Annotated in this window: 18 protein-coding genes; 5 read left to right on the forward strand and 13 right to left on the reverse strand. The window is 66.1% G+C overall.

Features of this window, described 5'->3' with window-relative positions; all coding sequences use genetic code 11:
* Positions 1 to 2: 2 nt before the first annotated feature.
* Positions 3 to 1,352, reverse strand: a complete 1,350-nt coding sequence (locus ACEN9O_RS29035) for a CoA transferase (protein ID WP_495618554.1) — start codon at positions 1,350 to 1,352, stop codon at positions 3 to 5.
* Positions 1,353 to 1,452: 100 nt separating this feature from the next.
* On the opposite strand from ACEN9O_RS29035, the gene ACEN9O_RS29040 reads away from it, so the two are divergent.
* On the forward strand, positions 1,453 to 2,631 hold the full coding sequence (locus ACEN9O_RS29040) for a citrate synthase family protein (RefSeq protein WP_495615248.1): 1,179 nt from the start codon (positions 1,453 to 1,455) through the stop codon (positions 2,629 to 2,631).
* Here the strand turns inward: ACEN9O_RS29040 and ACEN9O_RS29045 are convergent.
* The 3 genes from ACEN9O_RS29045 to alr all read right to left on the reverse strand — a co-directional run bounded on the left by ACEN9O_RS29045 (position 2,612) and on the right by alr (position 5,478).
* Positions 2,612 to 2,932, reverse strand: coding sequence for a PilZ domain-containing protein (locus tag ACEN9O_RS29045; RefSeq protein ID WP_495615249.1), 321 nt, complete (start codon positions 2,930 to 2,932; stop codon positions 2,612 to 2,614). The two genes, ACEN9O_RS29040 and ACEN9O_RS29045, sit on opposite strands and share 20 nt — an antisense overlap.
* Positions 2,933 to 3,002: 70 nt before the next feature.
* Complete coding sequence (gene radA, locus ACEN9O_RS29050) at positions 3,003 to 4,379, reverse strand: DNA repair protein RadA (protein WP_495615250.1); 1,377 nt, start codon at positions 4,377 to 4,379, stop codon at positions 3,003 to 3,005.
* 4 nt (positions 4,380 to 4,383) lie between these two features.
* Entirely contained in the window at positions 4,384 to 5,478 is a 1,095-nt protein-coding gene (alr, locus tag ACEN9O_RS29055; protein ID WP_495615251.1) for an alanine racemase, read from the reverse strand.
* A gap of 129 nt (positions 5,479 to 5,607) precedes the next feature.
* Here alr and lplT point away from each other — a divergent pair, with 129 nt between their 5' ends.
* Positions 5,608 to 6,870, forward strand: coding sequence for a lysophospholipid transporter LplT (gene lplT / locus ACEN9O_RS29060; protein ID WP_495615252.1), 1,263 nt, complete (start codon positions 5,608 to 5,610; stop codon positions 6,868 to 6,870).
* 7 nt (positions 6,871 to 6,877) lie between these two features.
* On the opposite strand, the gene ACEN9O_RS29065 is transcribed toward lplT, so the two are convergent.
* From ACEN9O_RS29065 to tsaB, 4 genes are read right to left on the reverse strand one after another with little or no spacing between them, the layout of a single operon-like run.
* Positions 6,878 to 7,900, reverse strand: coding sequence for a DUF1853 family protein (locus ACEN9O_RS29065; protein WP_495615253.1), 1,023 nt, complete (start codon positions 7,898 to 7,900; stop codon positions 6,878 to 6,880).
* Positions 7,893 to 8,813, reverse strand: coding sequence for a uracil-DNA glycosylase (locus tag ACEN9O_RS29070; protein ID WP_495615254.1), 921 nt, complete (start codon positions 8,811 to 8,813; stop codon positions 7,893 to 7,895). Before ACEN9O_RS29070 ends, ACEN9O_RS29065 begins: the two co-directional genes overlap by 8 nt.
* Positions 8,810 to 9,280, reverse strand: a complete 471-nt coding sequence (rimI, locus tag ACEN9O_RS29075; RefSeq protein ID WP_495615255.1) for a ribosomal protein S18-alanine N-acetyltransferase — start codon at positions 9,278 to 9,280, stop codon at positions 8,810 to 8,812. Before rimI ends, ACEN9O_RS29070 begins: the two co-directional genes overlap by 4 nt.
* Positions 9,277 to 9,978 carry a tRNA (adenosine(37)-N6)-threonylcarbamoyltransferase complex dimerization subunit type 1 TsaB gene (gene tsaB, locus ACEN9O_RS29080; RefSeq protein ID WP_495615256.1) on the reverse strand — a complete coding sequence of 234 codons (702 nt, stop codon included), beginning with the start codon at positions 9,976 to 9,978 and terminating at the stop codon, positions 9,277 to 9,279. Before tsaB ends, rimI begins: the two co-directional genes overlap by 4 nt.
* A gap of 97 nt (positions 9,979 to 10,075) precedes the next feature.
* Between tsaB and ACEN9O_RS29085 the strand changes: the two genes are divergently transcribed.
* Positions 10,076 to 10,504, forward strand: a complete 429-nt coding sequence (locus tag ACEN9O_RS29085; protein ID WP_495615257.1) for a thioredoxin family protein — start codon at positions 10,076 to 10,078, stop codon at positions 10,502 to 10,504.
* Position 10,505: 1 nt separating this feature from the next.
* Here the strand turns inward: ACEN9O_RS29085 and ACEN9O_RS29090 are convergent, their stop codons facing one another.
* From ACEN9O_RS29090 to ACEN9O_RS29100, 3 genes are all read right to left on the reverse strand, one after another.
* Positions 10,506 to 11,519: a DUF4034 domain-containing protein gene (locus ACEN9O_RS29090; protein WP_495615258.1), complete on the reverse strand. Its 1,014-nt coding sequence runs from the start codon at positions 11,517 to 11,519 to the stop codon at positions 10,506 to 10,508.
* Entirely contained in the window at positions 11,516 to 12,700 is a 1,185-nt protein-coding gene (locus ACEN9O_RS29095; protein WP_495615259.1) for a hypothetical protein, read from the reverse strand. The genes ACEN9O_RS29090 and ACEN9O_RS29095 overlap by 4 nt, the downstream gene beginning before the upstream one ends.
* Before the next feature lie 104 nt (positions 12,701 to 12,804).
* A complete protein-coding gene (locus tag ACEN9O_RS29100; protein WP_495615260.1) occupies positions 12,805 to 13,869 on the reverse strand; it encodes a rhodanese-like domain-containing protein in 1,065 nt (354 codons plus the stop codon).
* A 315-nt stretch (positions 13,870 to 14,184) separates the two neighbouring features.
* On the opposite strand from ACEN9O_RS29100, the gene ACEN9O_RS29105 reads away from it, so the two are divergent.
* Entirely contained in the window at positions 14,185 to 15,195 is a 1,011-nt protein-coding gene (locus ACEN9O_RS29105; RefSeq protein ID WP_495612909.1) for an IS110 family RNA-guided transposase, read from the forward strand.
* Positions 15,196 to 15,204: 9 nt separating this feature from the next.
* Here ACEN9O_RS29105 and ACEN9O_RS29110 read toward each other — a convergent pair whose 3' ends face one another.
* Positions 15,205 to 17,442, reverse strand: coding sequence for a xanthine dehydrogenase family protein molybdopterin-binding subunit (locus ACEN9O_RS29110; RefSeq protein ID WP_495615261.1), 2,238 nt, complete (start codon positions 17,440 to 17,442; stop codon positions 15,205 to 15,207).
* 63 nt (positions 17,443 to 17,505) lie between these two features.
* On the reverse strand, positions 17,506 to 20,628 hold the full coding sequence (locus ACEN9O_RS29115) for an EAL domain-containing protein (RefSeq protein ID WP_495615262.1): 3,123 nt from the start codon (positions 20,626 to 20,628) through the stop codon (positions 17,506 to 17,508).
* A gap of 174 nt (positions 20,629 to 20,802) precedes the next feature.
* On the opposite strand from ACEN9O_RS29115, the gene ACEN9O_RS29120 reads away from it, so the two are divergent.
* Entirely contained in the window at positions 20,803 to 21,312 is a 510-nt protein-coding gene (locus ACEN9O_RS29120) for a DUF1993 domain-containing protein (RefSeq protein ID WP_495615263.1), read from the forward strand.
* Positions 21,313 to 21,346 lie beyond the last annotated feature (34 nt).

Below are 21,346 nucleotides of genomic sequence, written 5' to 3' on the forward strand. Positions count from 1 at the left end.
GTTTACCAGCTGGGCGGTGAGGAGCCCAGTTCGCTGGCGGGCCGCGCCCAGGTCATCGGTACGCCGGCGATCGCCACCGGCGGCAGGTAGCGCCGCGCCGGCCCCCACGCGGTCTGCTCCAGCGCCGGCGCCAGGTCCGCATCGCCGGCTGGCGCCAGCGGCTGCGCGTTCGATGCCTCCCGCGGCGATAGCTGCGTCAGCAACAAGGCCGTGCGCGCCAGCGACAGACGCGCCTGCGTCGCACTCCCTTCAGCAAGACGGTTTATCAGGCCGCGCACCACCGCTGCCGCGACCAGATAGCCGGTCGCGTGGTCCAGCGCCTGCACCGGCAGCGGCACCGGCTTGCTCGCCCCACGCCACTGCATGCCGCGATGAGCGATGCCTGTGCTCATCTGCACCAGGCTGTCGAAGCCGCGCCGCCCGCTCAGCGGTCCGGACCAGCCATACGCATCGAGCGCCACATCGACCAGCCCCGGATTCAAGCGCCGGCGTTCCTGCTCGCCGTATCCCAGCCCCTCCAGCGCCCCCGACCGGTAGCCATGCACCAGCACGTCCGCCTGCGCCAGCAAGCGCTGGAAAATCGCCCGGTCCGGCGCCAGGCGCAGATCCAGGCGCGCGCAGCGCTTGCCCAGGCTCACCTCAGGTATCACGCCCGGCTCGTTCCAGCCTGGCGGATCGATGCGCAGCACGTCCGCGCCATAGCCGGCCAGGAAGCGCGTCGCCACTGGCCCGGCCAGCACCCGCGTCAGATCGAGCACCTTCAGGCCCGCCAGCGGCCGCGACGGCGTCGGCGTCCAGCCCACGTTGAAACTGCCGGCCTGCGCCGCGAACGCGACCAGCGGTTCGGCAGCCACCGCCCGTCCCTGCTCATGCGCCGCCCACGCTTCGCCGGAGCGCATCATCGCCGCGCAACCGCCCTGTGCCACTACCGCCGCCTCCAGCTCGGCGCCGCGCCAGCCAGCCACCGCCCGCGCCACCGCCTCGCGTTCGGCCGGCGCCTTCAACACCGCCAGCGCCGCGTCGCGATGGTGCGGCGCGTTGGTGTGCAGGCGTATCCAGCCGTCGGCCGTCGGATAATCGCCGGCCACCGGATCCCACGGCGGCGGCGGCTCCCAGCCCACCGGGCGCAGGGACCAGCCGAACCACAACGACGCCAGCCGCCGATCGACCGTCACCGGCGCCGCCGCTCCGCCCTGTGCCGCGATCAGTTGCCGCATCGCCAGCGCGGCCGCGCCCGCCGACGCCGCCGCCAGCTCCGTCACCGCATAGCATGAAGGCAGTTCACCCTCGCCGGTGAAGCTCACGCAATCCCGCGCCGACAAGCACAGCGCGGACGAAATAGCCTCCAACATTTTAGACATGGCAGCTCCAGGAATTGATATGCTGTTCCAGCTTAGGATCGCCCACCGGGGGCGTCAATCTTGACTTGAAGTGTCAACATAGGAATCCGAGATGGTCTGGATGACAGCGGCAGAAGCGCTGAAGGTATTGAATGTCCGCCCGCAAACGCTGTACGCCAACGTCAGCCGGGGCAAGATACGCGCAAAATCGGACGAGGCCGATCCGCGCCGCAGCCTCTACCACCGCGACGACATCCTGCGCATGGCCAGGCGCAGCAACGGCCGCCGCAAGATCGAGACGGTCTCCGCGCAGGCCATGCAATGGGGCGATCCGGTGCTGCCGTCCGCCATTTCCACTGCCGCCGACGGCCGCCTGCTGTATCGCGGCCGCGATGCCGTCACGCTGTCCGACAGCGCCACGCTGGAACAGGTCGCCGATTTGTTATGGGAGGCCGAACCCGGCCAGGTACGCGCCGCAGCGGCCGTGCCGCCCACTCCAGCACCGCTCGACTGCGCGCCGCCTGCCGGCGCACTGGGCGCGGGCCTGCTGGCCCTGGCGCTACGCAGCGCCAGCGATGCGCCGTCGATGGACCGCCCCGCCGCCGACCTGCGCGCGGAAGCCGCGACCATCCTGTCCACGCTTGCCCGCGCGATGATCGGCCCCGCGCCGGCGGACGAACCGGCCGCCACCATCAGCCGCCGCCTGGCGCTGGCGTGGCAATGCCCCGCGTCCGAAGACCTGCTGCGCCGCGCGCTGGTGCTGATGGCCGATCACGAGCTGAACGCCTCCACCTTCGCCACCCGCGTCGCCATCTCGACCGGCGCCTCGCTGGCGGCCGGCGTGCTGGCCGGCTTCACCACGCTGACCGGGCCGCTGCACGGCGGCGCCCCGGCCGAATTCGCCCAACTGATCGCCGCCGCCCGCCAGCACGGCGCCTCTGCAGCCGTGGCCAGCTGGCGCGCCGGCGGCCGTCCGCTGCCCGGCTTCGGCCACATGCTGTACGCGCAAGGCGACCCGCGCGCCCGCGCCCTGATGAAGTTATTGCCGGAATTGCAGCCGCACACAGACCTCGCCGCCGCAGCCGAAGCGCAGGCGGGGGAATTGCCGAACATTGATTTTGCGCTGACCTTGCTGGCCGCCGCCCATGACCTGCCGGAGGACGCGCCCTTCATGCTGTTTGCACTGGGCCGCTGCGTCGGCTGGCTGGCGCATGCGCTCGAACAGGCACAGGCCAGGCGCCCGATACGGCCCAGGGCCCGCTATGTCGGGCCTAGCGCAGGAACTTGTTGATGGCGCTGGTTTGGGCGGCATCCAGGTTGAGGAACTGGTAGCCGATCTTGAAATGATCGCCGCTGAAAATGCAATAAGTCACCTTGGAGCGGCAGGTGAGGATCTGCGGCTTACCATCGAGGAACAGCTCGAACGAGATATTCCCCATATGCCCCACGGCCAATTTATGCTCGAACGTTATCGACAAACCGTTGGCGCTGATATCGATCGTGCGTCCCGGCTGCGGCGGCATGCCATCCATCACCGCCACCACCTTGGAGCGCAGGATCTTGCGCGCTACTGACCTCTGATCAACTAACACTATCTATCCTTTGTACGTATGCTTTACCAATTATTCAGTATTAACGATTACAACACGTAACAATACAACGTTATTGGATTTCGCGCAGCTTATTGAAGGCATCGTCGATGCGGTCGACCGCGATGATGGTCATGCCCTCGATCGGCTGCTTGGGCGCATTGGCGGTCGGTATCATCGCCATCGAGAAGCCCAGCTTGGCCGCCTCGCGCAGACGCTCCTGCCCGCGCGGCGCCGGCCGGATCTCGCCGGCCAGGCCGACTTCGCCGAACACCACGAAGCCGCGCGGCAGCGGCTTGTTGCGCATCGACGAATTAATCGCCAGCAGCACCGCCAGGTCGGCCGCCGGTTCGGTGATCTTCACGCCGCCCACCGCGTTGATGAACACGTCCTGGTCGAAGGCCGCGATGCCGGCATGCCGGTGCAGCACAGCCAGCAGCATGGCCAGCCTATTCTGCTCCAAACCCACCGACAAACGGCGCGCGTTAGGCAGGTGGCTGGCGTCGACCAGCGCCTGGATTTCGACCAGCAAGGGACGCGTGCCCTCCTGCGTCACCATCACGCAGGAACCCGGCACCTGGTTGTCATGCTGGGACAGGAACAGCGCCGACGGATTCGACACGCCCTTCAAACCCTTCTCCGTCATCGCGAACACGCCCAGCTCGTTGACCGCGCCGAAACGGTTCTTGATGGCCCGCACCAGGCGGAAGCTGGAATGATTGTCGCCCTCGAAATACAGCACCGTGTCGACGATGTGCTCCAGCACGCGCGGCCCGGCCAGCGCGCCCTCCTTGGTCACGTGGCCGACCAGGATGATGGTGATGCCGGTCTGCTTGGCCACGCGGGTCAGCTGCGCCGCGCACTCGCGCACCTGCGCCACCGAACCCGGCGCCGAACTGAGCGCGTCCGAATACACGGTCTGGATCGAATCGATCACCGCCACTTCCGGCTTCAGGTCGGCCAGGGTGCCGAGGATTTTCTCCAGCTGTATCTCCGCCTGCAATTTCAGGTCGCGGGCATCGATGTTCAGGCGCTTGGCGCGCAGCGCGATCTGCGCGCCGGATTCCTCGCCGCTGACGTACAGGACTTTTTTCAGGTGCGACACATTGGCCAGCGCCTGCAACAGCAGGGTCGACTTGCCGATGCCCGGATCGCCGCCGATCAGCACCACGCCGCCGGCCACCAGGCCGCCGCCCAGCACACGGTCGAACTCCTCGATGCCGGTGCCGAAGCGCGGCACGTCGATGGCGTCGATGTCGGCCAGCGACAGCACCGGCGCGGTCTGCGCCAGCGACAGGTGCTGCGGCTGCGAGTAACGGTTGTTGCCGCCCGCCTCGATGACGGTCTCCACCATCGTGTTCCATTGCTGGCAGGACGAGCACTGGCCGGTCCACTTGGTGGCCGTGCCGCCGCATTCGCTACAGGTGTAGTTGGTTTTCGCCTTGGCCATCCGCTCAGCCTTCCACCACCGGCACGCGCTGCGCCAGCGCGCACATCAGCTCGTAGCCGATGGTACCGGCCGCCGTCGCCACGTCGTCGATCGGCATGCCGCGTCCCCACAGCGTGACCTTGCTGCCCACCCGCGCCGACGGCAGCGCCGTCAGGTCCACGGTCAGCATGTCCATCGACACCCGTCCCACCAGCGTGGTGCGCACGCCGTCGACCAGCACCGGCGTGCCCATCGGCGCGCTGCGCGGATAGCCGTCCGCATAGCCGCAGGCCACCACGCCGATGCGCATCGGCCCCTCGGCCTGGAAGCGGCTGCCGTAGCCGACCACGTCGCCGGCCACGATATTCTGCACGCCGATGATCTCGCTGCCCAGGGTCATGGTCGGCTCCAGGCCGAACGATTCCGCCGTGGCGCCGCCCGGCGTGCCGCCGTACAGCATGATGCCGGGACGTATCCAGTCGTTGCGCAGGGTTTGCTGGTGCATCAGCACGCCTGCCGAATTCGACAGGCTGCGCGCCCCCGCCAGCCCGGCCGTGCCCAGCTCGAAGCGGCGCACCTGCTCGGCGATCGGCAGCAGCGGATGCTCGGCGTCGTCGGCGTTGGCGAAGTGGGTGATCATGGTGATGCTGCCGACGCAGGAGATCGCGCTCAGGCGCGCATGCGCGGCGGCGTAGGCGTCCGGCATGAAGCCGAGCCGGTTCATGCCGCTGTTCATTTTGAGATGCAGATCAAATTTGATGCCGCGCGCCGACAGCGCCGCCTGGGCCGCCTCCAGCCACGCCAGCTGCTCGTCGCAATGCACGGCGGCCTGCAAGCCGTAGCCGGCCATGGTGTGCAGATCCGCCGGGTCGAAGAACCCTTCCAGTAGCAGGATGGGCTTTTTCCAGCCCAGCTCGCGCAGGCGCACGGCGTAGTCCACCTCCACCAGCGCCAGCCCGTCGGCGTCGGCGAAACCGCGCATTGCCCGCTCCAGTCCGTGGCCATAGCCGTTCGCCTTGACCACGCCCCAGGCCTTGGCGCCCGGCGCGTTGGCCCGGGCGCGGGCCAGGTTATGCTTCATGGAATCAACGTGGATGGTTGCGAGGATAGGCCTAGGCATAAGCAATTTGAGCGGAATATGGGAAGGCCGTATTTTACCGTGTAGCGACCTGACTGCACGGCTCAATTCTTGGGGATACGATCAAAGCATGGTATAAAGCAAGCCAGATAAGTTTTCAGGCACCCCAGAATGAATCGTGGTTTCTATACCATTATGGCAGCGCAATTTTTTTCGTCGTTGGCGGATAATGCGCTGCTCTTTGTTGCGATCGACCTGCTGGTAACAATGAAGTCCCCGGCGTGGATCACCCCACTGCTGAAGCTCTCATTTACGCTCTTTTACGTGCTGTTGGCCGCATTTGTCGGCGCCTTCGCCGATTCGATGCCCAAGGGCAAGGTCATGTTCATCTCCAACCTGATCAAGGTTGCTGGATGCCTGCTGATATTCGCCCATGTCCATCCTTTGATGGCTTATGCGCTGGTCGGCTTTGGCGCTGCGGTATATTCGCCGGCCAAATACGGCATCCTCACCGAATTACTTCCCGCAGAGAAACTCGTGGCCGCCAATGGCTGGGTCGAGGGCCTGACCGTGATGTCGATCATTTTCGGCACCGTCATGGGCGGCAAGCTGGTCGGCGGCCAAGTGTCGTCCTTCCTGCTGGGCTTTGACTTCCCCTGGATCGACACCGGCATCAACACCCCGCCCCAGGCGGCGCTGTGCGTGGTGGTGGGCATCTACATGCTGGCGGCGCTGTTCAACACCCGCATTCCCGACACCGGCTGCGTCTACGGCCACCAGGAGCGCAATCCAGTCAAGCTGATCACCGACTTCGCCAACTGCTACGGCCTGCTGTGGAAAGACAAGCTGGGCCAGATCTCGCTGGCGGTCACCACCCTGTTCTGGGGCGCCGCGCAGACGCTGCAATTCATCGTGCTGGAGTGGGCCAACCGCACGCTCAAGCTGAGCTATGAACAATCGACCAGCCTGGTCGGCGTGGTCGCCATCGGCGTGGCGCTGGGCGCGGTGCTGTCGGCGCGCTTCATCTCGCTGCGCAAATCGCTGACCGTGATCCCGATGGGGATCGCGATGGGCGTCATCGTCATGAGCATGATCATGGTGAAATCGGTGATGCTGGCCTATCCGCTGCTGATTCTGGTCGGCCTGCTGGGCGGCTTCTTCCTGGTGCCGATGAACGCGCTGCTGCAACACCGCGGCCACGTGCTGATGAGCGCGGGCCATTCGATCGCGGTGCAGAACTTCAACGAGAACCTTTCGATCCTGACCATGCTGGCGGTGTACTCGCTGATGCTGCGCGGCCACCTGAACCTGGACGTCATCATCGTGCTGTTCGGCCTGTTCCTGGCTGGCACCATGTACTTCATCATGCGCAAGCATGCGGCCAACCAGCGCGAGTTCGATTCGGTCGCGCTGATCGGCGAGCTGAAACACTGACCGACCGCTAGGCTGGCAGCGCCCCGTCCTGGCGGCGCTGCGCGGCTTGCGCGCGCCAATCGTCGGGCACCACGAAGCCGCGGCGCCGCTCCACCAGCCACTCCCCTTGCTGCTCCAGCACCGCCACCATCACCGGCGCGGCCACCTGCGCCATGTGCTCGTGCAGCGCGGCCAGCAGTTCCTCCTTGCTCATCGCGGTCGACTCCAGCGGCGTCTTCAGCGGCGCCAGCCAGTGCAGGCGCGGCATGATGGCGTAGCGCTCGCCCTGCAGCCCGGCGGCCTGTTGCAGCGTGATCCAGAAGCCGTTGCAGTGTGGCTCAGAGATACCCGGCATCGGTGCCGCGCCCTCGCCGCCCGGATAGAACAGCCAGCCCTTGACCAGCGCCTGCGCGCGCGCCACCGGCTGCGGCAGCAAGGGCTGCGCCGCCGGATGGCTGGCCAGCGATAGCTGCTTGTCGAAGATCTTGCGCATCTTGGCGCCCAGCGTGTCGGCCAGGTTGGGGCCGATCAGGCCGTTGAAATCGGCGCCCGCCTCGCTGGCGTCGAGCAGGTAGAACTTGGTGGCGAATTCCAGGTGGACCAGGTCGTCGCCGTCGCGCAGCAGGAAGTCGAATTCGCCGACGGTGTCGTTGCGGTTGGCGCGCACCTGCAGGCCGTGCGCGACCAGCTTGCCGTGCTCGGCGAAATAAAAGGCCATCAGCTTTTCCGCATACAGGCCCAGGCGCGAGTAGTGGCGGGTGCCCAGCGCGGCGTCGAGGGGAATCGGATCCTGCTCCAGCGCGGCCAGCCAGTCGGCGGTTTCCGGCGTCATGGCGCCGAGGGTGGCGATGCGGCCATGCCAGTGCGGCGAGGCCGGGTCCAGCAGGTCGGGCGCGTCCAACAGCCAGGCCAGCGCGCGCACGTGCGGGCGGGTCAGGTGCCCCCAACGCTGTTCGAAGCGTGCTTGGTAGCTGTCCGCCGGCGTGGTTCCGGCGCGCGTCCCGTCGATCGGGGACGGGTTCGCCGGCGCGGCGGACGGCAGGCTAGTCACGGGCGACCTTGGCGAGACACAGGTCGCCCCAGGCCTTGGACTTGTCTTCCGGCCGGCGCAGCAGGTCGTCCGGATGGTAGGTGGCCACGACCGGCAACTGGGCGGCGCCGTAGCGCATCACCTGGCCGCGCGCGGCCGGGCCCATCATCAGGCCCTTGGCGGCGTACTGGCCGAAGGTCATGGCCATCGTCGCGCCGGTCAGCGCCAGCTCGCGCTCCAGGAAGGGACGGCAGGCCAGCAGCTCCTCGCCGGTCGGTGCGCGGTCGGCGCCATCGGCCGCGGACGGGCGGCATTTGACCAGGTTGGTCACGTAGACATCCGTCTGCGGTTTCAGGGCGATGGCTTTCAGCATATTGTCCAGGAGTTGGCCTGCCTCGCCGGCGATGGGCTGGTTTTCCTTCTCGTCCAGGCGCGATGGCGCGGCGGCGATGGCGATCCAGCTTGCATCGACGGCGCCACGGCCGTTCACCGCGTTGCGGCGCGTGTCGCACAGCGCGCAGCGGGTGCAGGTGGAGACGGCGGTCTTCAGCGCGGCCCAGTCCATGGCGGCGATGGCCGCATCGCTGACCGGCTCCGCGCGTGCCGGCGCGGGCGCCTCATCGAACCATGCGTTGGAGTCGTCGGCGGCTGCGACGGCCGGCTCTGCAACCGGCTCTTCCGGCGCGGACGCAACCACAGGTGCCGGCGAAGGGACGGCTACGGGTGCTTGCGCGACTGCGGGCGCTGGTGCTGGTGCTGGCGCGGAGGCGAATGCAGCCACGGGTGCGGGTGGCGTTTCAATCGCCACCGGCTCCTCGACCGCGTCATCCTGCATCAGCGCCGCTTCGCCGGCTGGCGGATTGCGCAATTTCCACTGCACGCCCACGCCCATCTCATCGAGGAACAGGGTGCTGCGGGCTATCGTCTGACTCATAAGCTGAACCGCATAACGATTGCGTCCTCGCGTTGCTGATTGGCGGCCGGGTAATAGCCCTTGCGCCGACCGATATGTTTGAATCCATAGCGCTCATAAATCTCCAGCGCCCGCGTGTTCGATGGCCGCACTTCCAGCAGCACCGACTCCATGCCCAGCCCGCGCGCGCAGGCCACGGCCTGGTTCAGCAGGAACCGTCCCAGGCCCTGCCCCTGCTTCTCCGCCGACACCGCCACGTTCAGCAAATGCGCCTCGTCGACGATCGCCATCACCAGGAAATATCCCAGCAACTCGCCCTGCTGGTCGCGCAACACCCAGGCCTCGTAATTGCTGTTCAGGGAATCGACGAAATTGGCCATGCTCCAGGGATGCGGATAAACGCTCTGCTCCAGCGCCACCACGTCGTGCAAATCGGTTGCCTGCATCGGCTCATAGTTCAGCCGCGCCAGATCCCACGCCTGCTTCATGCGCCACCTTCGGCGGCTTTGGCGGCCGCCATGTCGCGCCGCTCGGCTTGGGTGTAGGCGATCTTGTTACGCAAATACAGCGGCTGCGCCTCGGCCGCCGTCACGGTCGCGCCGGCGGCGAAGGCGATCGCCGCCAGTTGCGCGACCTGCTCCGCGTGCGGCATCACCTCGGCATAGCCGCCGCCGGCAAACGCCTCGGCATAGGCCGACAAGCCGTTGCCGCAAGCGACAGGCGCGCCCTGCGGTTGCACGCCCCCGGGCGCCGACAGCGCAGGCGGCAGCACCGCCTGCGGCGCCGCACCGTCCGCGAACTGGTACTGCGCCCAATATACTTCGCCCATGCGCGCGTCCAGCACCGCCAGCACCTCGCCGGCGCCGTGCCGCTGATGGCAGGCCAGCGCCATCGCGTCCAGCGTCACCACCGGCACCACCGGCAGATCGCCGCCGAAGGCCAGGCCCTGCGCGATCCCGCAAGCGGTGCGCACGCCGGTGAACGAGCCGGGGCCGGAGCCGAAGGCGATGGCGTCGCAGTCTTTCAGGGCGATAGCGGCTTCGGCCAGCAGCTCCTGTATCATCGGCAGCACCGATTGCGAATGGGTGCGCACGCCCGAGGACACGCGGCTGATGACGCTCTCGCCGCGCAGCAGCGCGACGGAGGCCAGTTCGGAGGAGGTTTCAATGGCAAGAATAATAGGCATGCCGTATTTTAACCTGCCGGGCTGGCAGGCGCGACCCCGCGCGGGGATGTAGAATACGCCCGTTAGGCGCAGAGGCCGCCGTTAGTCGACGAATACCATGCACAGCATCACCCTGAATTCCGAGAATCGCACAGAGATCGCCGCCGCCCTGGCCGGCGACCGCTGGATCGTGGCCTGCCTGTGCGCCGCCTGGTGCGGCACCTGCGCCACCTATCGCGCCACGTTCGAGGAAGTGGCCGCGCGCCACCCGGACAAGTTCTTCGTCTGGATCGACATCGAAGACCACGCCGACGTGGTGGGCGACCTCGACGTGGAAAACTTCCCCACGCTGCTGATCCAGCATCACGAACTGGTGGCCTTCTTCGGCACCATGCTGCCGGACGCCGGCCTGGCGCACCGCCTGGTGCTGGCCCAGTCCGCGCAAAGCGATGCCGAGCTGGCCGATCTGGCCGTCAGCAGCGAAGAGCGCCGCCAATGGCAAGCCGACTGCAACCTGCGCACGCTGATGCGCAACGCGCAAGCCTGAACTAAATCTTGGCCGCCAGACGCTGGCAGCCTTCCAGGCTGCGCTGGGGATTGGGTCCCCACTTCGACGCGTCGACCTTCGGCCCCAATTCCTCCAGCAGACTGCGCAAGGTCTCCTTGTCCTTGGCCAGACAGGCCATATAAGCATAGCGGTTACGGCGGCCTGGACTGCCGGGAAAACGCGCCTGCATGTCGTCATAGCTGCGTTTCATGGTCGGCCAGTCCGCCCCGCTGTCCTCGAACAAGGCGTGGCCATACTCTTCCTCGCCCGCGTACGAATACAGGCGCGCGTACATGCCGGTGCCGTAGATGGCCTTGGTTTTTTCCGTCACCTGACGGATGTACTGGTCCAGCGTGCTGGCATCGCCGCCCCACTTCGGCAGCATGGTTTCCAGCACGGTGAAGTACAGGGCGACATCCTCGGGGTTGCGCTTCAAGCCGTCTTCGGCGATGGCGCGCTGCTGCGCCGCGCTCCAACCCATACCCATGCCGATACGCACCAACGTATCATGCGCATAACTATCGGTCAGGGCCACGTCGGCGTGCGCCACCAGGTACTCGGCAGCGCGCTTCAGATACGCCTGGAAATCCTCCCTGGCCTCCGGCGGCACGTCTTTTGCGAAGCCGCTGCCGCGGTACGACCACGCGTGGGACACCAGCACGTTCGCGTACAGCACATGCGCCAATGCCGATTGCTGGTGCTCGACGGCCCATTGCAGGGTCAACGCCTCCAGCTCCCGCAGATACGGCTCGCGGTCGGCGACGTCGTTGCCGATTACGCGGCTCAGCCCGAAGCGGAACATTTCGACATCCGAAGATCCATCGGCGGCGATGTGGCCCGGCTGCCGGAGCAAGGTGTTCTGTTTCTCCAGCGCGGCGAAGTCGCCCCACCAGAACGCTTGCGTGGCCTCGGTGGTGATCGGTGACTCGGGGCTGGTTGCCAGGGCTGGCACGGCGCCGCCGCAAGCCGTGGCCCAAACCAGCAAGATGCGCAGGCATCTCGACAGCGATCTCATTGTCCACCTCCTGCCGCCTTGTTGGCGGCCTTTTCATCTGACAAGTTCCACACCAGTTGGAACATGAACGGATCGACGCCGGGCGGGCTCGGGTAGCTAAAACCATTGAGCGCATACTTCACGGCCACCGCGTCAAAGACGTTTTCAAAGGCCAGGGGACGCGTACCACGGATGCCGGGCACTTCGATCTTGCGGCCGACGACACTGGCCTGCAATGGCTTGCCGGCGGCATCCAGCCGCGCGCGCAAGGTGGTGGCGCCGGTGACGAGAAACCGCGTGGCGACGCTCGGATAGGCGGGAACGCCCGAAACCGCCAGCTTGCCATCCGCCGGCGCACTATCGCCGATGCCGGCAAGACGGTCGCCTGCATTGATCAGCGTGCCGTAGCGGAAGGCGTTCAGCGCGGCGGCCGGCGTCACGCCCTGGCGCAAGCTCACCTGCAACCACCATTGCTGCAAAGCGCATTTCAAGCTTGGATGCAGCTCCTCATAGCCTTTCTTATCGGCCAGAATGGCGCCCGCCAGCACCGGTGGCAACGCCAGCGCCGGCCGTTCGCCGGCCGATGGCGTCCGCTTGCGCCACTGCGCGGCGGCATCCTGCGGCAAGGGATCCGGCCAGGGCGCGAGCTCGGCCCGGACCTGCCCCCAGTGACCCAGCAAGCGCCGCTCCGTCGCCAGCGCCGCCGTGCGCTGGGCCGCCGGCATGGCCTGGATGCGCGCGATGCGCGCGGCGAAATCGCTAAACAGGCCTTCGCCGGCCACATCGCAAACGCGCGGCGACGATTGCAGCGCCGCCAGCGTTGCGCGCTCATAGTCGGCGTCGCCCGGCTCGATCTGCCACAAGGCCAATTCGTTCAGCAAGCGGGCCCAGACAGCGACGAACAACTCGCTGGGGACCGGGTTTTTGCCCGCCCTGGCCTTGGTTTGCAACTGCTGCTCCTCGGCCAGCCAGGCCGGAAACAACAGGTCCATTCGCGCCACGTGAGCGGCGCTGATGTCGCTGGCAGCCGCACGCAGGTCCGGATCGAGCTGCAAGTCACGGTCCAGCGCGAACGCGCGCAGCAAATTGCCATGCAGGCCCTTGGCCATCTCCGCATTCTGTTCGTCGTCCGGCGCGGCGGCGACGGCGAGCGTCGAACACAAGGCAAAGATCAGCACGGGAAGGTGGCGTACGCTGGTCATGGGCATCGGCAGATGATAAAAAAATAAACTATACCTGCTTAGCCAAGCCTGCATCTACACAAAATGTCACACGCCAAAATAAAAAATACGGCATAAATACGGCATCAAACGCTGTCGGAAGCCACCGGCAGCGCCTCGGACTTCCAGCGCAGCATGCCGCCGGCCAGGTTGGCAACCTGCGTGAAGCCGGCCTTGGCCAGCAGCACGCTGGCCTGGGCCGAACGCACGCCCGAGCGGCACACCGCCACCACCGGCCGGTTTTTATCCAGCTCGCCCACGCGGTCCATCAGCTGCGACAGCGGCACCAGCCGCGCCCCTTCCAGATGGCCCAGCTGGTCGATGAATTCCGGCGCCTCGCGCACGTCGACGATCTGTACCCCGGCCGCATGTTCCAGCAGCGCCATCGGCTCGATCTCCCACACGCCGCTGAAGCGCAGCGTCAACGGCGCCCACGTCGGCATATCGGGCGGCGGCGCGTCGCCCTCCGGCTGGCCGCAGCGCATATTGGCCGGCACCGCCACCGCGATCATCTTCGGATGCGGCAGGTGCAGGTTGTTCATATGCCCGGCAAAGTCGCCCTCGTCCACGTCGCCGCCCAGGCGCGGATTGAAGCGGCGCTCCTCGGCCACGCTGGTCACGGTGATGCCGCGGTAATCGTGCCCCGGATAGAGCAGGCAAGTTTCAGGCAGCGACAGGATCTGCTCGCGCACCGAGGCAAACAGCTGCTGCGGACTGCCCTGCTGGAAATCGGTGCGGCCGCAGCCGCGTATCAGCAGGCTGTCGCCGGTGAAGGCCATGCTCTCGTCGTCGAGCACAAAGGTCAGGCAGCCGTTGGTGTGGCCGGGCGTGGCCCGCACGGTCAGGTAACGGCTGCCGAAATCGATACGATCGCCATGGCGCAACGGACGGTCGGCCAGCGCCGCGCCCGCCGCCTCGGCCAAGGCGATGCGGCTACCGCAGCTTTGGTGCAAGCGCCAGGCGCCGGTGACGTGGTCGGCATGGACATGCGTGTCCAGCGTGGTCAGCAGGCGCAGGCCCAGTTCCTTCAGCAAGGCCATGTCGCGCGGCACCAGCTCGTAGACCGGATCGATCAGCAGCGCCTCGCCACCATCGCCCAAGAGATAGGTGTAGGTGGAGGAAGTCGGATCAAAAAGTTGGCGAAAAATCATATTAATCAGATTCAAAAAAGTAAATCAAGCCTACCACACCCGTGGGGTCAAGTCTGACATTCGGACACGGCCTCTGCCGTAGCGGCTGCTACGGCAGAGGCCGTGTCCGAATGTCAGACTTCGTATATTGAGCATACCGCATCTCCATCGGATAATAAGGAGGTAGGTGCGGCCAGGCGGAGTGACGCTGATCAGACTTAGTGCCGTGGAGCACGTGGGTCAGATAGGTGCCTCTGCCTGTTTCATTTGATAAGTCCGAACGGTATCTGGGGCCATCGCGCCAGCGCGTAAGCCCGCATACGAGGAAGGTCAAAAATGGATACGATATGCGCAGCGGTAGGTATTGATGTCAGCAAGAAGAAGTTAGATATTGCACTGCTGGTCAACGGAAAAACCAAGACCAAAGTGCTGGAAAATTCCGCCGAAGGCCATCGGGCAATGGTCGACTGGCTCACCAAATCCAAAGTTCCCCTGTCGGCAATGCATGCTTGCATGGAGGCGACCGGGGTCTATTCCGAGCCGTTGGCATTGGCGCTCCACCAGGCCGGGCTGGTGGTGAGCGTGGTCAATCCAGTCTGCATCAAGGGCTTCGGCCACAGCGAAAATATTCGCAACAAGAACGATACGATCGACGCCGGGCTGATTGCACGCTACTGCGTCGCGATGAAGCCCGCGCCCTGGAGTCCGCCGCCGCTGGAGCAGCGCCAGTTGCGGGCTTGGTCGCTGCGCGTCCAAGCCTTGAAGGACATTCGCCAGCAGGAAGAAAATCGGTTGGAGGCATTGATCATCAGCGGGATGGAGGACGTCGCGCAGCATGTGCGACAGCATGTCGCTTGGCTCAGCGTAGAAATAGAGAAGCTCGAAGGCGACATCGACGATCACATAGATCGCCATCCTGGCCTCAAGCACGATGCCGATCTGCTCGCCACCATACCTGGCGTCGGAACGACGACCGTGGCAAAAATACTGGGGCATTTGGGGGATATTCGCCGCTTTGACAGCGCGAAAACCTTCGCTGCCTTTCTTGGGGTAACGCCCAAACAACGCAGCTCTGGAAGCTCGCTGAGGGGACGAACGACGATCAGTCGAACCGGCAGCACCTCAATGCGCGCTGCCCTGTACATGCCGAGCTTGGTGGCGCGCCGACATAACCCCATCCTGCGGCAATTCGCCGAACGGCTTGCCGCGACCGGAATGGCAAAGAAAGCCGTGATCGGGGCAGTCATGCACAAGCTGGCTCACTTGATTTATGGGGTGATACGCAATGACAAGCCTTTCGATCCTAATTACTTATCGAAAGGGCTTGCCATTCAAGACGGTATCTGACCCCACGGCTTATAGCGTCAGCGGCAGGCTGCGCAGGCGCTTGCCGGTCAGCTTGAACACCGCGTTGGCCACCGCCGGCGCGATCGGCGGCGTGGCCGGCTCGCCCATGCCTTCGGGATGCTCCGCGCTCGGCATGATGATGGTCTCCACCTCGGGCGCCTGGTTCATGCGCACCACCGGATAGTCGTGGAAGTTGGTCTGCTCGACCTTGCCGTCCTTGATGGTCACCGCGCCGAACAAGGCCGCCGAGAGCCCGAACACCACGCCCGATTCGGCCTGCTGCGCGATGATGTTGGGATTGACGGCGATGCCGCAATCGACCGCGCACACCACCCGGTGCACGCGGATCTCCGTGCCCTCGACCGACACCTCGGCCACCTGCGCGACAATGGTGCCGAACGACTGGTGCAGCGCCACGCCATGCGCGCGCCCGGCCGGCGCGACACCGGCCCTGGCCACCGCCGCATCCAATACCGCCAGATGGCGCGGATGCCGCTTCAGCAAGCCGCGCCGGAACTCGACGCCGTCCTTGCCCGCCGCATGCGCCAGCTCGTCGATGAAGCTCTCCTTGAAGAAGGCATTGTGCGAATGCCCGACCGAACGCCAAAACCCCAGCGGCACCGGACTGTCGACGATCACATGGCGGATGCGCTGGTTGGGGAACTCGTACTGCATATCGAACTCGCCTTCGGCCGTGGTCTTGTCCGGCCCGGCGGCCGGCAAGCCCAGGTTACGCTTGAAGAACTGCTGCGACACCGACCCGCTGGCCGACTTGTTATCGTAGCCCAGCACATTGCCCGCCGCGTCCAGGCTGGCGCTGAAGCGCGCCAGCGCCGCCGGGCGGTACACGTCGTGCGTGGTGTCGTCCTCGCGCGACCAGATCATCTGCACCGGCAGGCCGCCGGTCTCCCTGGCCACGGCCACCACCTGCGCCACCATGTCCACATCCAGCCGCCGCCCGAAGCCGCCGCCCAGCAGGGTCACGACCAGCACCACCTTGTCCGCCGGGACGCCGGCCACTCTGGCCGCCGTCTCCACCGCGAAGCCGGGCGACTGCGTCGGCGCCCACAGGTAGACATAACCGTCCTTGACCTGCGCAGTGCAGTTGACCGGCTCCATCGCCGCATGCGCCAGATAGGGCGCGCGATATTCCGCCGTCACGGTCCTGGCGACGCCGGCGGCCTTGCCCTCCACCGCGTCCATGTCGCCGGCCTTGAAGTAGGCGTGGCCCGATTCCGAGTCGAGCTTCGCTCCGAACTCCGCGTAGATGGCGGCGCTCGACATCCTGGCCCGCTCGTCGGTGGACCACTCCACCGGCAAGGCCAGCGCGGCCTGCCTGGCCTGCCACCAGGTCTTGGCCACCACCGCCACGCCGCTGCCGGCGCCGGTCCTGGCCGGCAGCACGCGGGAAAAATCGACCGCCCCCACCACGCCCGGCATCTTCAGCACCGCGGCCACGTTGACGCTGGCGACCGTGCCGCCGATCACCGGCGACATGCGCACCGCCGCATACACCATGCCCTCCGGCCGCACGTCGAGGCCGAACACCGCCGTGCCGTTCACCTTGGACGGCGTGTCGCGGCGCGGCTGCGCGTGGCCGATCAGCTTGAAATCCTTGGGCGCCTTCAGGCGGATCTCGCCCGGCGTCGCAGTGGCGGCGGCCACCGCCAGCGCGCCGTAGGCCAGGCGCCGGCCGTCGGCATGGATGACGAAGCCGTCTTCGGTGCGGCAGTCTTCCACGCGCCCGTTCCACTGCCTGGCGGCGGCGGCCACCAGCATGGCGCGCGCGGCGGCGCCGGCTTCGCGCATCGGCTGCCACCCGTCCTTCACGCTGGACGAGCCGCCGGTGATGACCAGCCCCAGCTCGCGCGCGACCTTGCCGACGGTCCAGCTGACCGCCGCCTTCAGGTTGCCGTTGTCGTCCGGGTGAAACGGCAGGCCGTCCTTGAGCATGGCGATATTGCCGTAGATTTTATCGGCCGGCGCCTGCACCAGCCGCACCGCCGACAGCGGCACGTCCATCTCCTCCGCCACCAGCATCGGCAGGGCGGTATGCACGCCCTGTCCCATCTCGCTGCGCGCCATGGCCACGCTCACCGTGCCGTCGGGCGCCACCGCGACCCAGCCGTTGAGCGCCACCGAGGCGCCGCCCAGCAGCATCGGATGCGAGGCGTGCAGGCGCTGCCTGGGCGGCATCGCGCCCCAGCCCACCACCAGCGCGCCGGCCGCGGCGACGGCGCCGAACATAAAGCGCCGGCGCGTTCTTTTTAACGATGGCTGCACTGGGGTCTCCCGTGATTTATCTATGATTTATGGTTGGTGCCAGCGTGTCAGCAAGTCCTGCGCTGCCACTGGCTTGCTGTAGAAGTAGCCCTGCGCCAGGCCGCAACCGTGGCGCAGCAGGAAGGCCGCCTGTTCCTCGGTCTCCACGCCCTCGGCGATCACGGACAGGTTCATGCTCTTGCCCAGCTGGATGATGGCGATGGCGATGGCCTCGTCGTTGACGTCGGTCGAGATGTCCTTGATGAAGGAACGGTCGATCTTCAGCGTCTGCACCGGCAGCTGCTTCAGGTAGGCCAGCGACGAGTAGCCGGTGCCGAAATCGTCGATCGCCAGGCCCACACCGATCGAGTGCAGGTCGTTGATGAAGACCATGGCGTCGCCGGTGTTCATGATGACCGACTCCGTCACCTCCAGCTGCAGGCGCTCCGGCGCCAGCCCGGTCTCGTGCAGGATGTCGGCCACCATGTTGACGATGCTGCCGCGCTCGAACTGCTTGGCCGACAGGTTGACCGCCATCTTCGGCACCTGCAGGCCGGCCGCCTGCCAGCGCATCATCTGGCGGCATGCCTCCTCCAGCACCCACTTGCCCAGCTGGTTGATGAAGCCCGTGTCCTCGGCCAGCGGAATGAAGCGGATCGGCGGGATCAGGCCCAGCTCGGGATGGTTCCAGCGCACCAGCGCCTCCACGCCGATCAGGCGGCCGGTGTCGATTTCCACCTGCGGCTGGTAGTTGAGGAAGATCTCGTCCTTCTCGATCGAGCGGCGCAGGAAGGTCTCCAGCCGCAGCCGCTCGACGCCCTCGCCGGTCATCGACGGCGTGTAGAAGCTGTAGCCGTTGCGGCCGCGCGCCTTGGCCTGGTACATCGCCACGTCGGCGTTCCGTATCAGCATATTCAGGTCGACCGCGTCCTCCGGGAACACACTGATGCCGACGCTGCAGGTGACGAACAGCTCGTGGCCGGCCACCATGAACGGCTGCTCGAACATCTGCACCAGCTTCTCGGCCACCTGGCTGGCGCCGAACTGGTTGTCGATATCCTCCAGCAGCACAATGAACTCGTCGCCGCCCAGGCGCGCCAGCGTGTCGCCCTCGCGCAGGCGCTCCTGCAGCGCCTTGGCGACCTGCTTGAGCAGCTCGTCGCCGATGTGGTGGCCCAGCGTGTCGTTGACGTTCTTGAAGCGGTCCAGGTCGATGAACAGCAAGGCCAGCTGCTCGCCGTCGCGCGTGGCGCGCTGCAGGGCGTGCTGCAGGCGGTCGTGGAACAGCAGGCGGTTCGGCAGCGCGGTCAGCGGGTCATGGTGCGCCAGGTGGTCCAGCTTTTCCTGCGATTCCTTGGCCTTGGTGATGTCGCTGAACACGCCGACGTAATGCGTGGTCTCGCCGCGCGTGTCGCGCACCGCGCTCACCGTCAGCCACTCCAGATACAGCTCGCCGTTCTTGCGCTGGTTCCAGATCTCGCCGCGCCAGAAGCCGCTCTCCACCTGCGCCTTCCACATGTCGGCGTAGAATTCCGCGTCGTGGCGGCCGGAGCGCGTCAGCGTGTGGTCGTGGCCCAGCGCCTCCTGCTCGGTGTAGCCGGTGATCTGGGTGAAGGCCGGATTGACCGCGACGATGGTGCCCTGGGCGTCCAGCACCACCACGCCGTCGGCGATGTGCTCGATCACGGTGGCCGACAGGCGCAGCTTCTCCTCGGCCTCCTTGCGCGCGGTGATGTCGGCATACACCCAGATGCTGCCCTCGTTGGCGCGCTTGTGGTCCAGCGCGTAGCCGCTGACCATGCACCAGAACAGGCTGCCGTCCTTGCGGCGGTAGTGGCGCTCCTCGTTGAAGTAGTCGCCCTCCGACAGCGACGGATACTGGCGCGCGCCGGCCGCCTCGAAATCGAAGGAGTTGGGGAAGACGATGGAGGTCGAGGCGCCGGTCATCGCGCCCGGCTCGTAGCCGAACAGCTCCTCGCAGCGGCGGTTGACCGAGACGATCTGGCGGTTACGCACGAACATCACGCCGAACATCACGTTGTCCAGGATGGCGCTCTGCTCGGCCAGCAGGCCCTCGATGCGCATCTCGTTGTGCTTGCGCTGGCTGATGTCGGAGATGATGCCGTCCACCCAGGGCGCGTTGCCCTCGCCGTCGTGCGGCTGCGGCTGGCCGTTCTCGGCCACCCAGCGCTCGGTGCCGGAGGCGTCCAGGATGCGGTATTCGACCTCGTAGGGCTGGGCGCCGCGGATCGCCTCGGACACCGCGCGGCGCTGCTTCTTGCGGTCTTCCGGCGCGATCAGGTTGGTCCACGAGTGGGTGGTGCTGCGCATGAACTGCGCGGCCGAATAGCCGGAGATCTCCTCGATGGCGTCGGAGACGAAGTCGATCGGGCCGTCGGGGCGGAAGCGGAACACCGCGCCCGGCACCTGCGTGACGATGGTGCGGAAGCGCTCCTCGCGCTGGCCGATGTCCTCGAACAGGCGCTTGATCGCCACCCGCATCTGCTCCAGCTGGCCGGCCAGGCGGCCCAGCTCGTCGCTGCCGACCAGGTCCAGCCGGGTTTCGAAATCGCCGTGCGACAGGCGGTCGGAGAAGCGCATCAGCTTGCGCAGCGGCTTGATCAGGCGGGAATTGAGGAACAGCACGATCAGCAGCAGCGACACCATCAGCTGCCCGGCCAGCACGAACACATAGGAAACCTGCTTCTCGCGCAGCTCCTGCTGGCTGCGGGCATCGTCCATCTCGACCGTGATGCGGCCGATGCGCTCGCCGCGCACCAGGATCTCGCGCTCGGCGCGGAACACGTTGCCGGCCGCGCGGCGCGACGAATGCACGTTCATGAACTGGGTGTCGGCCTGGCCGACCACCTCCACCTGCAGCACCGACTGGTCGCGCATCACCGATTCGACCAGCGAGCGGGCCGACTCGGCGTTCATATTCCACAGCGATTCCTGCATGCCCAGCGCCAGGATGTCGGCGTTGCGCTGCAGCGATTCGTTCAGCGCCACGCGCGCCGACTGCTGCTCGTGCACGCCGATCAGCAGATAGCTGCCGATGATCGCCGGGATCACCAGGCCGCCGAACACCACCAGCAACAGCGCACCATAGATCGACAGGCCGTACAGGGCGCTGAGCCTGGTACGCATCCGTTCGTATAAGGCGCTAATCATGCACCGGGACGTAGTCGTGAGAAGTTTGCATCATCTGTCTATAGTTGGTTAGTCGCGCAAACTTTAAGCTTACTATCCGGAATTATGCACGGAAACGCCTCGAAAAGTCAGGGGCCAAGCAAAAAACCCACAGGCAGGCTATCATCGCGACTCAATTCAACCGAGGACCTTGCCATGACCACTTTCTCCATGTATTCCGCCTCCATTCCCGTGTTCAAGCAAATCCTGAACAGCCTGCTGGTCATCCTCGACAAGGCCGAGACCCACGCCGCCGAGAAAAAGATCGAGCCGAACGCGCTGCTGCAGTTCCGCCTGTTCCCGGACATGCTGCCGTTCACCCGCCAGATCCAGATCGCCTGCGACTTCTCGAAAGGCGCCGCAGCCCGCCTGGGCGGCCTGGACGTGCCGTCGTACGAGGACAGCGAAACCAGCTTCGCCGAGCTCAAGGCCCGCATCGCCAAGACCCTGGCCTACATCGACAGCGTGCCGGCCAGCGCCATCGAAGGCAGCGAGACGCGCGAGATCACCACCGGCAGCGGCGAGAAGACCAAGCACTTCACCGGCCAGACCTATCTGTTCCACTACGCGCTGCCGCACTTCTTCTTCCACGCCACCACGGCCTACGACATCCTGCGCCACAACGGCCTGGACATCGGCAAGAAGAACTTCATCGGCACGTATTAACAATCGCCGTCATTCCCGCGCAGGCGGGAATCCA

This window comes from Duganella sp. Dugasp78, assembly GCF_059491455.1.

Coding starts and splice junctions, on each gene's coding strand:
- ACEN9O_RS29035 (WP_495618554.1), bottom strand. CDS start 1,352: ATGTTGGAGGCTATTTCGTCCGCGCTGTGCTTGTCGGCGCGGGATTGC.
- ACEN9O_RS29040 (WP_495615248.1), top strand. CDS start 1,453: ATGGTCTGGATGACAGCGGCAGAAGCGCTGAAGGTATTGAATGTCCGC.
- radA (WP_495615250.1), bottom strand. CDS start 4,379: ATGGCCAAGGCGAAAACCAACTACACCTGTAGCGAATGCGGCGGCACG.
- alr (WP_495615251.1), bottom strand. CDS start 5,478: ATGCCTAGGCCTATCCTCGCAACCATCCACGTTGATTCCATGAAGCAT.
- lplT (WP_495615252.1), top strand. CDS start 5,608: ATGAATCGTGGTTTCTATACCATTATGGCAGCGCAATTTTTTTCGTCG.
- ACEN9O_RS29070 (WP_495615254.1), bottom strand. CDS start 8,813: ATGAGTCAGACGATAGCCCGCAGCACCCTGTTCCTCGATGAGATGGGC.
- rimI (WP_495615255.1), bottom strand. CDS start 9,280: ATGAAGCAGGCGTGGGATCTGGCGCGGCTGAACTATGAGCCGATGCAG.
- tsaB (WP_495615256.1), bottom strand. CDS start 9,978: ATGCCTATTATTCTTGCCATTGAAACCTCCTCCGAACTGGCCTCCGTC.
- ACEN9O_RS29085 (WP_495615257.1), top strand. CDS start 10,076: ATGCACAGCATCACCCTGAATTCCGAGAATCGCACAGAGATCGCCGCC.
- ACEN9O_RS29090 (WP_495615258.1), bottom strand. CDS start 11,519: ATGAGATCGCTGTCGAGATGCCTGCGCATCTTGCTGGTTTGGGCCACG.
- ACEN9O_RS29095 (WP_495615259.1), bottom strand. CDS start 12,700: ATGACCAGCGTACGCCACCTTCCCGTGCTGATCTTTGCCTTGTGTTCG.
- ACEN9O_RS29100 (WP_495615260.1), bottom strand. CDS start 13,869: ATGATTTTTCGCCAACTTTTTGATCCGACTTCCTCCACCTACACCTAT.
- ACEN9O_RS29105 (WP_495612909.1), top strand. CDS start 14,185: ATGGATACGATATGCGCAGCGGTAGGTATTGATGTCAGCAAGAAGAAG.
- ACEN9O_RS29110 (WP_495615261.1), bottom strand. CDS start 17,442: ATGTTCGGCGCCGTCGCCGCGGCCGGCGCGCTGGTGGTGGGCTGGGGC.
- ACEN9O_RS29115 (WP_495615262.1), bottom strand. CDS start 20,628: ATGATTAGCGCCTTATACGAACGGATGCGTACCAGGCTCAGCGCCCTG.
- ACEN9O_RS29120 (WP_495615263.1), top strand. CDS start 20,803: ATGACCACTTTCTCCATGTATTCCGCCTCCATTCCCGTGTTCAAGCAA.